Genomic DNA, 13,833 nt, shown 5'->3' with positions numbered 1-13,833 from the left:
GTCAACTTCCATATACAACAATAGTCAATACTTTTTTGGGGTACAGATTTTTAATTGGGGTACAAATTGGGGTATAAAAGCTACATTTCTTTTTGTCGGATTGTGTGATATAATGGCAATGCTGTTCTTCCTCTATGCCTAGCAGCAGAGGGGAGGTGTCGAGCGTGAATATTGTTATCACTTTTTTACTTTCGGTCACGGCTGGTGTACTCGTACATATTATCAGCAAATGGTTAGACCGAAACCACAAGAACAGCTAGCCTAAAATGAACCCCCGGAAGCCGTCACTTCTGGGGGTTCGCTTTTGGTGCTAAGCATGACTATGCTATCACTTTTTTCACTCTGTATTATATCCCGACCTTATGGCTTTGTCAAGCGCTCAATCCTTTTTTGGATTGGGTGTTTTTTTATTTATCAGGCTTTCCGCAAACTGCTGCATTCGCTGGGCATTGCGTTGCTGCATCTGCTCTGTGCTGTGGACATAGGTGTCCAGCGTAAATGCCGCTGAGTAGTGGCCGAGGGCACTCTGTACGCTCTTTACATCTGCCCCACTTTCCAGACTGTACACCGCGAAAGTGTGCCGTAAATCATGGAAACGGAAGTCCGGCAGGCCGACAGCAGCAGCAGCTTTTTTCAAGTGCCGATAAACATTGCAGTGTGTGAGGTGCCCGCCAAGTTCATTGGTAAATACAAGGTTGTCCTCATTGCTCCAATAGCGTCCTGCTACTGCTTTCCATTTATTCTGGATAGTTTGCTGTTCCCGTAAAGAGTCGAACACAAAGGGCGCAGGAGCCACTACACGCGATTTACCGTTTTTCGTGGGTGCAATTATCCAGCCTGTTTTCTGCTTCTGTAACTGCTGTTTAACTGTGATAGTTCCGGCTTTAAAGTCCACAGCAGACCAAGGAAGCCCCAATATCTCACCAAGGCGCAGCCCTGTAAACATATCTATCTGCATGAGTAATTCATACCGGTTGCCCTTTATCGCGTCCAGAAAGGCGGGGACGGTACTTTCTGGCAGCGGTTGTATTTCTGCCCGCTCTATGCGCGGCAGTTCTGCACAGTCGGCGGGGTTAGTTGGTATTGCACCGATGCGCACGGCCACAGCCAAGGCTTTGTGCAGAATTCCATGCATATTTTTAATGGTTTTCGGTGACAGGGCTTTTTTACTGGCATTCCTATTCCCCACCTTGCCCGGCTTTACTGGCGGCGGTTTCAGTTGGCCTTTCAGAGCGTTATTGTAAAACTTCTGTATCATGGGAGCGGTCAACTTTTTCAGCTTCACCGCGCCGAGGTTTGGCTTTATTCGGTTCTCTATTGTGGCCTTATACAGTTCTAGTGTGCGCGGTTTTACGTTTAGGCAGTAATCATTCGCCCACAGGTCAAGCCATTGGCTGACAGTCAATTCAGAGGGTTCCTGATAGGTTCCGGCATCCACGGCGCGCGTGGCATCCGCAAGTTTCTTCCTTACTTCCTGCTGGGTACTTCCATAAACAGATTTGCGGATCAGCTTGCCTGTACCCGGGTCACGTCCTGCACAGAAGCGCGCTTCCCACAGGTGCGGCCGCTTCTGCCGTATAGAACCCTCATTATTCGCCCGGCGTTTTGGCATTGGAACCACCTGCCTTTTTGGGCTCACCCTTTTCAAGTTTTCTTCCAGGATTTTCACCAACATTATGCAACCGCATTTTTTCTAATTCAGCAATTATTTTTTCCTGCATAGCTTTCAAAATCATATCTGGCGCATAAATTCGCCCAAGCCCCTTGTCTTTGTCTTTTCCTGGCTTACTCACAACTAGTGTACCGTTTTCCCCGACTATAAAGGCTCCATCTTGCGGTTGAGTATTTATATATTGGCACAACAACATCATTAACGTTTCGTTTTCCAAAATGTCCGAGAGTGCAAGTGTTACGAATGGGTTATGATGTGCACTGTGGATAAAATCACAAGCGTCCATAGAAAGTCCTGTACATTCGTGAATTTCTTTTACTTTTGGAAGATTGTTATACTCTGCTTCAAATTCAAGGTTGGCAGCTGAACCTATAAACAAGTCCACAGAAACATGCAGCGCGTTGGCTATTTTTTGAAGTGCACCAAAATCAGGACTTCTCTTCCCAGATTCATATCTTGAAATGCTGTTTAATGACATGTTAGAAGCTTTTGCAAGTTCTGATTGGGTTAACCCAACTTTTTTTCTAGCTTCCCTTATAACTTTTCCAAAGTCCATTTTTGACACTTCCTTTCAAACTAAGAATAGCACATTAAACCATCTGGGTAAATGTTTTTTTTTAATGTGGTTGACAATTAACCTATATGGGATTATACTGTGTTTATTCATTAACCCAATTGGGTTAAATGCAAGGAGGTGAAACACAATGCAAGACGAAACAATACAAGTTGTAACATACAATGGCAAACCCTTAGTTCCTCCCAAAGACCTGTATAAAATGCTGGGCGGTGCTATCAGTCTGCCGAACATTTACGACCTTTGCCACCGTGAGGGCTTCCCTTGCCTGCACATTGGTAAAAAGTTGCTCGTGCCAGTTCAAGCCGCTTATGAGTGGTTTCAACAGCAGAAGAACTAAATGTCCGAAAATGGAAGGAGGAAATGAAAAATGACAAATACTCTTGTAAAATTTTCAATTAGGACGGTGACAAATAACGGAACAGACAGTGGATAATGCAGAAGATGGTTCCAACATCATCGGAATGCCGGAACCGAAAATAGATGAAATCCTTAGCTTACTGACTGTAAGAAATGTAGTAAGCAATGAAACTTTTTCGGTTCTCTGCATGACAGACAATGAACTTTTAAAAGAACAGCGGATGCAGAAGTTGAAAATTCGGGCCGCACAGTTAGGCATAAAGTCAACAGTTTTTGATTCATTTCGCAAAGCCTTTGAAAGAGATCAGAAAGCCGCCGCATTGAAAGAAAAGGCCAAGCGAGATAAAGAAGATAGCTACATAAATATGGGTGCAGCACCTTACATGGATGGCAAAGAGATCATGGACAAGCTTTTCTATGATTATTTTGCCGAGGAGCATGAAGAAATACACTGCATCCATGGCAAGTTTTATGGTACCAGCGGCAGCATAGAGCGAAAGGCGATAGAAGCGGAAGTGCAAGAAGAAATAGCACCATTTTACATGAAAAATACCGCGCGAAAAGCAAAGAATCTTACTGACTTCATTGAAAATGCCTGTTATATGCAGCCGCAAAAGCCGGAGCGACACACGATTCACGTTAAAAATGGTTGTATTGAAATTGACAAACAGTATAGCCGACTGTTTTTGCCTGAGGTTCGTTTCTGCTTGAATCGAATTAACGCAAGCTATGAGCCAACAGCACCAAAGCCCGAAAAGTGGCTGCAATTTCTTGATGACCTGCTAGAACCAGAAGACCAAGTAACATTGCAAGAATATTTAGGTTATTGCTTACTTCCGACAACTAAAGCACAGAAGATGCTAATTATTATCGGCAATGGTGGTGAGGGAAAAAGCATTATAGGAGCAGTTATGAAAGAACTTTTCGGGCTGTCTAACATTGCCACCGGCAAATTGAACAGTCTGGAGGAAAACCGCTTTCAAGTTGCCAACCTTGAAAACAAACTGCTTTTTATTGATGATGACTTGTGCACCGCGGCCTGTGAAGAATCAGCAGTAGTGAAAGAAATTGTTACCTGTGACGGCACCATGAGCATGGAGCAGAAAGGCAAACAATCCTATCAAGGAAATATGTACTGCCGACTCTTAGCATTCGGTAACCAGTCCATTAATACCCTGCACGACCATTCAGAGGGCGCATATCGCCGCCGGATAATCTTGACGGTTAAGCCGAAACCACCGAACAGAGTAGACGACAAGGACCTGAAAGAGAAGTTACTAAAAGAAAGATCCGGCATTTTGAATTGGATGCTGGACGGACTGCGAACGCTGCAACTATGTGGCTATGAGTTTTCAATCAGCGAAAAGGCAAAGGCAAACCTTGAACAGTCAAAGCGTGACAGCTTCAATGTTATTGCCTTTCTGGAAGATGACAGCGTCATTCAGTTGGGTGGTGAGGGTGTAACAGCACAGTGCAGTGCCATTTATACAGCGTACCAGTTATGGTGCACTGACAACGCAGAATATCCGGTAACGCAGAAGACGCTCATTAACTACATGGAACAACACGCGAACACGCTTAAGATTCGATACAGCACGCATATACACAAGTACAATCACCGTGCGCGGGGCTTCTTTGGTGTGGAAATCGTTGGAACTGTTAATCGTGATTCGAGTGAGCACGCATAAGCGCACGCTTAAAGCACGCATAGACGCACGCGAAAAATCGTATAGACAAGCCATTGGCACGCATAGCACGCTTAATTTACACTTCAATTATAAAAAAATAGAATATGCAAATACATAGATATTTTATATTTTATTTTTTGTTTTATATATAAAGGTGTACCCCCCTGTGCGTGCGTGCCAAGCGTGCCAAGCGTGCCAAACTGAAAAGAGCTGATGCAAATGAATTAAAAATCGTTGTCAGCTGATTGATTTTCTTGACCACAAAATTTAGGAGGTATTTTAATATGGAACGTTCAAAATTTTGTCCTTTTCGTGCCGCTGATTGCAGTGACCGGTGCGGGTTTTTTGATTCCCACCACACACAGTGCAGCGTTGTCTCCATTGCAAACAGTTTAAATGGCATAGCAGTGAGTACGGACGGTATGGAATGTCACATAGAAGATATACCAGACAAGCTTGACAACGTATGCGCATGCCTTGACAAAATTCATGATGCAGTTTAAGGAGGCTTTCTTATGACAAGGCAAAAAAACACCCCGGCAGCAGCAACTGCACAGGGGAAAACAAACGAACTTCAAAATTATTATAACAATACCGTGGACGGTTTGCAAGCAAAAATTGTGGACAAACTCAATCGGATTACCGACATTCACGCTCTGAGCCGCATTTATGATTACGTTTACCGGCAATTTTTGAAAGCAGGTACAGAAACCACAAGGGACTTTACATCCGTGACCTTGCAAATTGAGGACGGCATTACAATGCTTGAGGCTGCAACAGATGCATATGGGGTACTCTCCGACCTCCAAGGGTGTCTATCTGGCGGACACCCTTTCTGCAACAGATGCATATGGGGTACTCTCCGAGGCATTGGAAGACGAATTCGAATTTAAACCGAATAATCCAGCCGAGGAAGCTTATCTAAACCGGTTGAACATGTATTTCTCTGCTTTTTCACTGTTTCAAAGCAAGCTGCAAGATGCATTGGGTGAATTGCAGGTGGGCAAAGATGAACTTCTGAGCATAAAAAAGGCAGGTGCAGACCATGACTGAAACAATCGGCTTGCTTTTAGCCTGTGCGTCCGCAGGACTGCTTATTTACACAACGGAAGCAAACTACCAGTATCAGCAGGACAAGACGTCACAGAGCCGCACAGAACGCATAAACCAGAACCGCCGCGAACTGGCGGCAGCATTACACTAATTTTTGGAGGTATTTATTTATGTTTAATTTCAGAAAGATTCTTGCCATTACATTCGACCGCATTTCCGGGGAAGCAACCGCCGCTTATTACAACATTATTGGGGCACAGCTTGACTCTGATAGCGGCACCTATGACGAAACCCCGGATGGGGCCAATATGTTTGAAATTGACCTTGAGCCAGTAGATGATGAGCTGGACAAGCCAATTTCCGGGCTGACAATCGTTGTTGGGAATTCCGGCGACTGGGCGCATGTGCAGCGTGGCCTTGACCCGAAAGCCGAACACGAAGTAGAGCCGGGGCACTTTGAACTGGATATGGTGGATGCCTACATAGCCAAAAACCTGCTGATTGTTCCCATGACAGCGGCGGAAGAGGGTAAACAAGCATGACAGAATTTGCTATTTATCTTTCTAATCAGGGTGCTGTCGAGGCTGAGAGTTTCAACAAAGATACGATGAATGAACAGTTCGTCCAGGCTAAAACACTGTACGGGGCAACAGTGCTTATAAACCGGGATTATATCGTACGAATTGAAGAACTAATTTGAAATTATTATACAAATAGTATATAATAAGAAGTGGTGATATTACATTGAGTATTTTTTCAAAGCTGTTCCATTCCCGACAGCCGCCCAAGACGGCTCCCGCGGTACTGACCGGGTCGCCGGCGTACTTTACGCCATTCAGCGGGAATGCCTACGAAAGCGACGTTTTCCGCGCTGCTGTGGACGCGATAGCACGGCACGGGGCGAAGCTGCACGGGTCCCATATCATCCGCACGGCGGACGGCAGACAGCCGGGCGACGACAACCTCAATTATCTGCTGGGTACCAGACCGAACCCGTACATGAGCGCCTACGACGCGCTGTACAAGCTGATTACACATTTTTACGCATATAACGATTCGTTCGGGTACATACAGCGCGGGGACGCGGGAATCGCGGCTCTGTATCCGCTGGACGTGAGCGGCGCCCAATTCGTGACGGACCCGACCGACACCATGTACATCAAGTTCTTCTTCCAGAACGGAAAGCAGTACATTCTCCCCTATTCTGACATCATCCACCTTCGCCGGCACTTCAACCGGAACGACCTGCTGGGCGATGACAACTCCGCAATTCTTCCGGCCGTCCGGCTGGCACAGACGCAGAGCGACGGCATTGTTTCCGGGATAAAGCAGGGCGCTTCGCTCCGCGGAATCCTGAAATACAATCAGGTTCTGGCTCCGGAAAAAATGAAGCAGGAGCGGGACGCCTTCACGGCGGACTTCCTCAACATCTCCAACAACGGCGGCGTGGCCGTGACGGACAGTATGCTGGACTTCGTTCCGCTGGACCAGAAGCCCTATTCGATAAACAAGGCGCAGATGGACGCGGCGAAATCGAAAATCTACGAATACCTGGGCATTTCGCAGAAGATTGTGGATTCCACCTATTCCGAGCAGGAAGGCACGGCGTTTTACGAATCTGTCATTGAACCACTCGCGGCGCAGATGGCGCAGGAATTCACGGCAAAGATCTTCACGCCGATTGAGCAGCAGGCCGGGAACCGGATTCTGTTTGAAGGCGATTCGATGGAATACGCGAGCTACGGAACCCGCGTAACGACGCTCAAGGAGAGCGTGCCGTTCGGCCTCTTCACTGTGGACGAAGCGAGGCAAATTCTCAACATGAAGCCTATCGGCGGCGAAGAGGGCAAAAAGCGGCTTCAAACACTAAATGTAGTACAGGCAGATAAGGCCAACCAGTATCAGGGGGTGCAGAAGAAATGAAGGAAACCCGTATCTGCGAAATCCGGGCGGCCGAACCCGAAAACGGAAAAATGCGGTTGACCGGCAAGGCAATCGTTTTTGATACGCCGACCGTTATTAACGACCCGAAGGGCCGATACACTGAAATTATTCGCTCCGGGGCTCTGGCAGGAGCCGACCTGAGCGATTCGCGCCTGCTGGTGGGACACGACGCAAGCCGCCTTCCTCTGGCACGCACGCCAAAAACTCTACAGCTTTCAATAAGCCCGGCAGGGCTAAACTTTGCCGCAGAGTTGCCGGACACCGAGGAAGGCCGTTCCGCCTATACGGCAGTTAGGCGAGGCGACTTGACGGGTGTTTCATTCGCTTTTGTCGTGCCGGCAGGCGGCGACGAATACGACCCGGCAACGAATACGCGGACAATTAACAAAATCTCAAAGGTGCTGGAAATCAGCCTTGTCAATTTCCCCGCGTATCCTACTACATCAGTCGAAGCCCGGAGCGCGGCAGACGCCCGCCGGGCGGCAAAAATCAGAATCAACCAGATTTTGAAAAGGAGTATGTGATTATGACTTTTAAAGATAAAGACGCAGCGTTCAACCATTACCGCACGGCATCCGCCGAAGATATTGAAACCCGCGCGGCGGAAATCGGCAAAATCATTGACACCGACCCGAACGCCGATATTTCCGCTCTGAACGTTGAGCTGGACGGATTGAAGATGGCGAGGGACAATCTGGAAGCCCGTTCCGCGGCACAGGGGAAGCTGACCGGCTTCAACCCGATTACCGGGAAGAACTATTCCCACAAGGAAGAGAAGCGCGACGACGACATCTTCTCCTCTGCGGAATACCGGACGGCATTCTACAAAAAGATGCTCGGCAAGCCCATGACCGACGCGGACCGGAACGTATTCAGCCGCGCGCAGGAGCAGGCCGTCACCGAGCGCAGAGCGGCTCTGACAACCGGGACCAACACGGCAGTCATCCCGACGCAGACTCTGAACGAAGTCGTGAAGAAGGCTGCGACGCAGGGGAACATCCTGAATTTCGTCCGGCAATTCCGGGTTCCCGCCAATCTGTCCGTGCCTGTCGCGACCCCGGAAGACGCGGCGGAATGGCACGCCGAGGGAGCTTCCGTTGAGCCGTCCGCCAAGACGCCAACCAGCGTAACCTTTAACGCCTACGAGCTGCTGAAGGTGTTCTCCCTGAGCGTGGCAGCGAACACCATTTCCGTCCCGGCATTTGAATCCTACCTGTCTACCGAGCTTACCAGGACCATCGGCGCGGCGCTGAACGCTGGAGTATTCTCCGGCACAGGTTCCGGACAGGCGCTGGGGATTCTGCCGGGCGTGACGTGGGGCACGACCAACAGCGCGACCTATGCGGCGGGCGGTCTGAAGTATGCCGACGTGCTGAAGCTGGCTTCCCTGCTGAAGGCCGGGTACTCCGCGGGTGCGGTGTTCGCGTGCAGCAACGCGACCCTGTTCAACCGCCTCATGGCTGTGGAAGACACGACCGGCCGGCCTATCTTCACGAACCCCATTGACGGCGGGGCCGGGCGTATGCTGGGCCATCAGGTAGTAGTGGACGACTACATTCCCGCTGACACCATCCTGTACGGCAACTTCCAGTATTACGGCGTCAACCTGTCGCAGGATATTCTGCTGGAAGTCTCCAGAGAATCCAGCTTCAAGCAGGGCCTGATTGACTACCGGGCGATGGCAGTGGGCGACGGCAAGCCGATTATTCCCGAAGCATTTGCCAAACTGGCCGCGGCGGAAGCCTGAACATAATGCAGATGAGGGGTTGCGCTTATCGCAGCCCCCTTTTTGTTAGGAGTGATTATCATGGCATTACTTACGATAGATGAGGCGCGGGACGCGCTGAGGCTGGACGGCACGGAAAACGATACCATCATTCAGTCCATGCTGGACAGTCTGCCGGATTATCTGGAAGTAACCACAGGCAGCAGATGGGAAGACGATACAGCGCCTGGCTATCAGCTCGCCAAGCAGGCGGCAAAGTTCATCCTTCAGCTGTGGTACGACCCGGGAGCGAGCGAAGCGGCGCGGCTGTCGAACGCTGTTGACAGTATGCTGGGTACGCTGAAGCTGTGGGCGTCACTGAAATGAAACCATATGCTGAACGATTCTATAAGTCCAGGACATGGGAGAAGTGCAGGTACGCATTCCTCTGTTCCAAGAACTGGACATGTGAGCGGTGCGGCAGGCTGGCTGTGATAGCGCACCACAAAACGTACATTACACCACAGAACATCAACGACCCGAACGTGACGCTGAACTGGGATAACCTGGAAGCACTGTGTGAAGTCTGCCACAACCGGGAACATTTCGGAAGCGGCGCATGTGCGGACGGACTGAAGTTTGACGCAAACGGAAATCTTGTCAAGACACCCCCCGGGTGCATTAACACTTTAGCGCATTAATAGACCGGTGGGTGCAGTTCAAATTTCCTCTCCATGAGTTTTTTATATGCAAATGGGAAGCATTCGCATTTATAGAACGCTGGAATATTTTAGGAGTGATTTTTATGGCAATGGCAAAAATCAGAAAACTAATAACCATTATCGATGATGACCGAAAACCTATCGCGGAAAAGCTGATGCAGGAAATGACGTTCATGGACGCGACGCTTTCCAAACTGAAGGCGGGAATCCGGAAAGACGGCGCCGTGGTGGAAGGCCGGGACGGGCTGAAACAGAATCCGGCGATGCAGGCCTATAACACGACCATTCAGCGCTATGCACTGCTGAACAAACAGCTGATTGACCTTCTCCCGCCCGCGGCGAAACCGGAAGCAAAGGATGAGCTGGCAGAGTTTCTGAAGAAAGGCAAGAGCGCCTGATGAATCCGATTCTGGAATACCGCGACGGCATCCGCGCCGGGAAATACGTCGTCTCCCGGAAGGTCCAGAGGCTCTATGAGAAGCTGGGCCATGAGATTGAGCACCAGGCGGGGCGATACATTTTCGATGAGGAGAAGGCAAACCGGCCGATAGAGTTTATCGAACGGTTCTGCCGGCACTCAAAGGGCGAGTGGGCCGGGCAGACCGTAAAGCTGGGGCTGTTCCAGAAGGCGTTTATCGCGGCTCTGTTTGGCTTTGTGGACGCTGAAACCGGCCTGCGGAAGTACCGGGAAAGTCTGTTTCTTGTGGGCAGGAAGAACGGCAAGTCCACAATGGCCGCAGGCATCGCGCTGTACTGCATGATAGCGGACAATGAGCCGGGGGCGGAGATATACTCCACCGCGACGAAATACGCGCAGGCCAAGCTCCTGTTCGACGAGGCGCGGAACATGGTGAAACAGTCTCCCGAGCTTTCGCGGTACATCAGGAAGCGGAAGCAGGACATGTACTGCGACGCGCTGATGGCGAAGTTCCAGCCCCTGGGGCGCAATTCGGACACGCTGGACGGCTTGAACGCTTCGCTCGTCGTCATGGACGAGCTGCACGGCGTGCGGGACAGGAACCTTTACGAAGTGATGAAGCAGTCGCAGAGTGCCCGGCGGCAGCCGCTTTTACTGATGATTACGACGGCGGGGACCGTGAGGGAATGTATTTACGACGACATGTATTCCTACGCCTGCAACGTCCTTGACGGCGTGGTAAAGGACGACAGTTTTCTTCCGGTCCTCTATGAGCTGGACAGCGCGAAGGAATGGGGCGACCCCGAGGCATGGGCAAAGGCGAATCCCGGACTGGGGGCCATTAAGAAGCTGGACGACCTGCAAAGGAAGGTTGAGCGGGCCAAGAGCAACGCCACCGACCTGCCGGGAATCCTCTGCAAGGATTTCAACATTCGGCAGAACGTGGCGCAGGCGTGGCTGACCTTCGACGACATCGACAATCCGGAAACCTTCGACCTGGAGAAATTTCGGAACTGCTACGCTATCGGCGGGGCCGACCTGAGCATCACAACCGACCTGACCTGCGCTACCCTGCTTTTTGTGGATAAGGAAACCGAAAAGCGGTATGTGACGCAGATGTACTGGTTGCCGCAGGAAAGCTTCCACGAGCGCGTCCACAAGGACAAAATCCCCTACGACCTGTGGATGGAACAGGGCCTGCTGCGGCTCTGCGCGGGTAACACGATACGCTACAGCGACGTCACGGCATGGTTCAACGAAATGCTGAATGACTACGGCATTACTCCTCTGTGGATTTACTATGACAGCTATTCCGCCCGGTACTGGGTGGATGAGATGAAGCAGTACGGCTTTCCGATGGTCCGCTGCATTCAGGGGGCAAAGACGCTTTCCCTGCCCATGCAGCAGATGGGGGCCGACCTGAAAGCAAAGAAAATCAATTACAATAATAACCCGATTCTGAAGTGGTGCCTGACCAACACGGGGATTATGACAGACCGAAACGGAAATATCGTGCCGATTAAGGCGCAGCAGCCGAAGATGAGGATAGACGGCATGGCTTCCATGCTGGACGCATACGTGGGCCTGATGGACCACTACGAAGAATTTTTGAGGGCGTGATGAAATGGTAAAGGATAAGAAGATAATAATTTACAATAAGACCGAGGTACAGGACGACATCGGCAACTGGGTAACCGCCTATCAGCCGATTCACCCGGGCAGCCTGTGGGCCTATGCGCGGCAGCTTTCCCAAAAAGAGTATTTCGCAGCCGGGACTGCCGGGTATAAAGAGGATATGCAGTTTACCGTCAACTGGAGAAGAGACATCAAGCCCGGAATGCTGATTTACTACCGGGAAACGTGGTACGTCATAGACCGTGTGGATACCTTTGAGGGATACAAAGAGGACCTGAAACTGTTCGCAAAGGAAGCGGCGCAGGCAGAGATTCCACCGGCGGATGAGATAGTACCATACGGCAGGTAACATCCACAGGAGGACCCGAAAGAAAAGCAAAAGGGTGTCCGCCAGATAGACACCCTTGGAGGGTAACATCCACAGGAGGACCCGAAAGAAAAAGCTGCTCGTTAAATTTGACGGGCAGCCTTTTTATGCCAACAAGGAGGAGAACCTGAATTGGGGTGGTGGTTTTTCAACACTCAATGACAAAACGTCGCCGAGTGACTTTTCCGTTGGGGTACAAAATGGGGTACAATGGCATAAAAATACCGCTTAGGCCGCATGCCTAAGCGATTTCTTTTGGTGCGGATGACAGGACTTGAACCTGCATGTCGTAGACACCAGAACCTAAATCTGGCGTGTCTGCCAATTCCACCACATCCGCAAAAACAGCACGGAACCCGTGCTGTTTTTTATTATACCGTAAATAAATCGAACTGGCAATACCTTTAGCCTAAAAATCCTTTTTCCAGCATGGACTGCGCCGCCAGCATAGAGCCAAGACGTGCGCTGTGGAAATTTAGGCCGCCCTGCATCCATACGGCCCACGGTGCCCGCAAAGGAGCGTCCGCGCTCAGTTCCACAGAGGCACCCAGCGTAAAAGTGCCCGCCGCCATGATTACTTGGCAGTCATACCCAGGCATACCCCACGGCTCCGGCAAAACAAAGGAATCGACCGGCGAACCTTTCTGGATTCCCTGGCAGAAAGCAATCAGCGCTTCACGGGTGCGCAGCAGAACTGCCTGAATAATATCCGCGCGCGGTTCGTCCCAGCGCGGTGTTACCGCATAGCCAAGCTCCTCGAAAAGGGCAGAAGTAAAGACTGCTGTCTTCAGCGCTTCCCCTGTTACATGTGGTGCGTGGAAAGCGCCCATGAACAGTTCTCGATTATTGCCCAGTGTACAGCCAATCTCCCGACCGGTTCCCGGTGTTGTCAAGCGATAGGAGCAGCTCTCCACCAAATCTTTGCGGCCCGCAATGTAGCCGCCGGTCGGGGCAACACCGCCGCCCGGGTTTTTAATGAGCGAACCCGCCATGAGGTCCGCACCATGTGCGACCGGCTCCTCCTTCTGCACAAATTCTCCGTAGCAGTTATCAACCATAACAATGCAGTTCGGTGCCCGGCGCTTTGCAATCGCCGCAATCTTCTCAATATCTTCCACAAACAGAGACGGACGAAGGCTGTAGCCGCGGCTGCGCTGAATATAGACCATCTTTGTGTCCGGCTGCACCGCATGCTCAATGGCTTCATAATCCGGTGTACCGTCTTTTTTAAGGTCGACCTGCCGATAATGAATGCCATACTCTTTTAAGGAACCGTTGCCATCACCAGTCAGTCCGATAACGCTCTGCAGCGTGTCATACGGCAGACCGGTCACACACAGCATGGTGTCTCCCGGGCGCAGCACACCAAACAGCGCCACGGTCAGTGCGTGTGTACCGGACACAAAATTATACCGCACCAGTGCATCCTCAGCACCCAGTGCCTGCGCATACACCTGGTCCAGCACTTCCCGTCCGCGGTCACCGTAGCCATAGCCGGTACTGGCCGCAAAGTGGCTTTCACTGACACCGCAGTGAATAAAGGCCGCCAGCATTTTCTGCTGGTTGTAGTCGGTCACTTCATCAATGCGCTTCAGAGCCGGCTGTGCTTTCCGCAGTGCCTCATCGGCCGCATCGGTTATTTTTTTGTCGATATGAAAAGCAGGATAAATCTGCACTTTATGTTCTCCTTTTTGT

General features: G+C 50.6%; 18 protein-coding genes and 1 tRNA gene. 15 read left to right on the top strand and 4 right to left on the bottom strand.

Going from position 1 to position 13,833, the window contains the following annotated elements; genetic code table 11:
• Positions 1-379: 379 nt before the first annotated feature.
• Together GJQ69_RS00840 and GJQ69_RS00835 are read right to left on the bottom strand one after the other, a co-directional pair.
• A complete protein-coding gene (locus tag GJQ69_RS00840) occupies positions 380-1,612 on the bottom strand; it encodes a tyrosine-type recombinase/integrase (RefSeq protein WP_174192661.1) in 1,233 nt (410 codons plus the stop codon).
• Positions 1,590-2,228 (bottom strand): helix-turn-helix domain-containing protein, encoded by a 639-nt coding sequence (locus GJQ69_RS00835; RefSeq protein ID WP_174192659.1) that lies wholly within the window; start codon positions 2,226-2,228, stop codon positions 1,590-1,592. Before GJQ69_RS00835 ends, GJQ69_RS00840 begins: the two co-directional genes overlap by 23 nt.
• A 148-nt stretch (positions 2,229-2,376) precedes the next feature.
• On the opposite strand from GJQ69_RS00835, the gene GJQ69_RS00830 reads away from it, so the two are divergent.
• From GJQ69_RS00830 to GJQ69_RS00760, 15 genes are all read left to right on the top strand, one after another.
• Entirely contained in the window at positions 2,377-2,586 is a 210-nt protein-coding gene (locus tag GJQ69_RS00830; protein ID WP_174192657.1) for a MerR family transcriptional regulator, read from the top strand.
• An 88-nt stretch (positions 2,587-2,674) separates the two neighbouring features.
• Positions 2,675-4,294 carry a DNA primase family protein gene (locus tag GJQ69_RS00825; protein WP_174192655.1) on the top strand — a complete coding sequence of 540 codons (1,620 nt, stop codon included), beginning with the start codon at positions 2,675-2,677 and terminating at the stop codon, positions 4,292-4,294.
• Positions 4,295-4,578: 284 nt separating this feature from the next.
• Positions 4,579-4,797 carry a hypothetical protein gene (locus GJQ69_RS00820; protein WP_174192654.1) on the top strand — a complete coding sequence of 73 codons (219 nt, stop codon included), beginning with the start codon at positions 4,579-4,581 and terminating at the stop codon, positions 4,795-4,797.
• Between the two features lie 12 nt (positions 4,798-4,809).
• Complete coding sequence (locus tag GJQ69_RS00815; protein WP_174192652.1) at positions 4,810-5,187, top strand: hypothetical protein; 378 nt, start codon at positions 4,810-4,812, stop codon at positions 5,185-5,187.
• Positions 5,188-5,339: 152 nt separating this feature from the next.
• A complete protein-coding gene (locus GJQ69_RS00810) occupies positions 5,340-5,498 on the top strand; it encodes a hypothetical protein (protein WP_174192650.1) in 159 nt (52 codons plus the stop codon).
• A gap of 19 nt (positions 5,499-5,517) precedes the next feature.
• Positions 5,518-5,889 (top strand): hypothetical protein, encoded by a 372-nt coding sequence (locus tag GJQ69_RS00805; RefSeq protein ID WP_174192648.1) that lies wholly within the window; start codon positions 5,518-5,520, stop codon positions 5,887-5,889.
• Entirely contained in the window at positions 5,886-6,047 is a 162-nt protein-coding gene (locus GJQ69_RS00800; protein WP_174192646.1) for a hypothetical protein, read from the top strand. The genes GJQ69_RS00805 and GJQ69_RS00800 overlap by 4 nt, the downstream gene beginning before the upstream one ends.
• Positions 6,048-6,091: 44 nt before the next feature.
• Entirely contained in the window at positions 6,092-7,270 is a 1,179-nt protein-coding gene (locus GJQ69_RS00795) for a phage portal protein (protein ID WP_174192644.1), read from the top strand.
• Positions 7,267-7,815: an HK97 family phage prohead protease gene (locus tag GJQ69_RS00790; protein WP_174192642.1), complete on the top strand. Its 549-nt coding sequence runs from the start codon at positions 7,267-7,269 to the stop codon at positions 7,813-7,815. Before GJQ69_RS00795 ends, GJQ69_RS00790 begins: the two co-directional genes overlap by 4 nt.
• A gap of 2 nt (positions 7,816-7,817) precedes the next feature.
• The gene (locus GJQ69_RS00785; protein ID WP_174192640.1) at positions 7,818-9,038 is read left to right on the top strand and encodes a phage major capsid protein; all 1,221 of its coding nucleotides are present in this window, start codon (positions 7,818-7,820) and stop codon (positions 9,036-9,038) included.
• 60 nt (positions 9,039-9,098) lie between these two features.
• Positions 9,099-9,383 (top strand): head-tail connector protein, encoded by a 285-nt coding sequence (locus tag GJQ69_RS00780; RefSeq protein WP_174192638.1) that lies wholly within the window; start codon positions 9,099-9,101, stop codon positions 9,381-9,383.
• Positions 9,380-9,697, top strand: a complete 318-nt coding sequence (locus tag GJQ69_RS00775) for an HNH endonuclease (protein WP_174192636.1) — start codon at positions 9,380-9,382, stop codon at positions 9,695-9,697. The genes GJQ69_RS00780 and GJQ69_RS00775 overlap by 4 nt, the downstream gene beginning before the upstream one ends.
• Positions 9,698-9,801: 104 nt before the next feature.
• Positions 9,802-10,116, top strand: coding sequence for a hypothetical protein (locus tag GJQ69_RS00770; protein ID WP_174192627.1), 315 nt, complete (start codon positions 9,802-9,804; stop codon positions 10,114-10,116).
• Positions 10,116-11,756: a terminase large subunit gene (locus GJQ69_RS00765; RefSeq protein WP_174192625.1), complete on the top strand. Its 1,641-nt coding sequence runs from the start codon at positions 10,116-10,118 to the stop codon at positions 11,754-11,756. Before GJQ69_RS00770 ends, GJQ69_RS00765 begins: the two co-directional genes overlap by 1 nt.
• Before the next feature lie 4 nt (positions 11,757-11,760).
• On the top strand, positions 11,761-12,120 hold the full coding sequence (locus GJQ69_RS00760; RefSeq protein ID WP_174192623.1) for a phage head closure protein: 360 nt from the start codon (positions 11,761-11,763) through the stop codon (positions 12,118-12,120).
• 274 nt (positions 12,121-12,394) lie between these two features.
• On the opposite strand, the gene GJQ69_RS00755 is transcribed toward GJQ69_RS00760, so the two are convergent.
• Together GJQ69_RS00755 and GJQ69_RS00750 are read right to left on the bottom strand one after the other, a co-directional pair.
• A tRNA-Leu gene (locus GJQ69_RS00755) sits at positions 12,395-12,478 on the bottom strand.
• A 64-nt stretch (positions 12,479-12,542) separates the two neighbouring features.
• On the bottom strand, positions 12,543-13,814 hold the full coding sequence (locus GJQ69_RS00750) for a methionine gamma-lyase family protein (RefSeq protein WP_086034957.1): 1,272 nt from the start codon (positions 13,812-13,814) through the stop codon (positions 12,543-12,545).
• Between the last annotated feature and the right edge of the window lie 19 nt (positions 13,815-13,833).

It is taken from the genome of Caproicibacterium lactatifermentans (assembly GCF_013315815.1).
GTDB lineage: Bacteria > Bacillota > Clostridia > Oscillospirales > Acutalibacteraceae > Caproicibacterium > Caproicibacterium lactatifermentans.
This window is presented reverse-complemented; position numbering and strand designations above follow the sequence as displayed.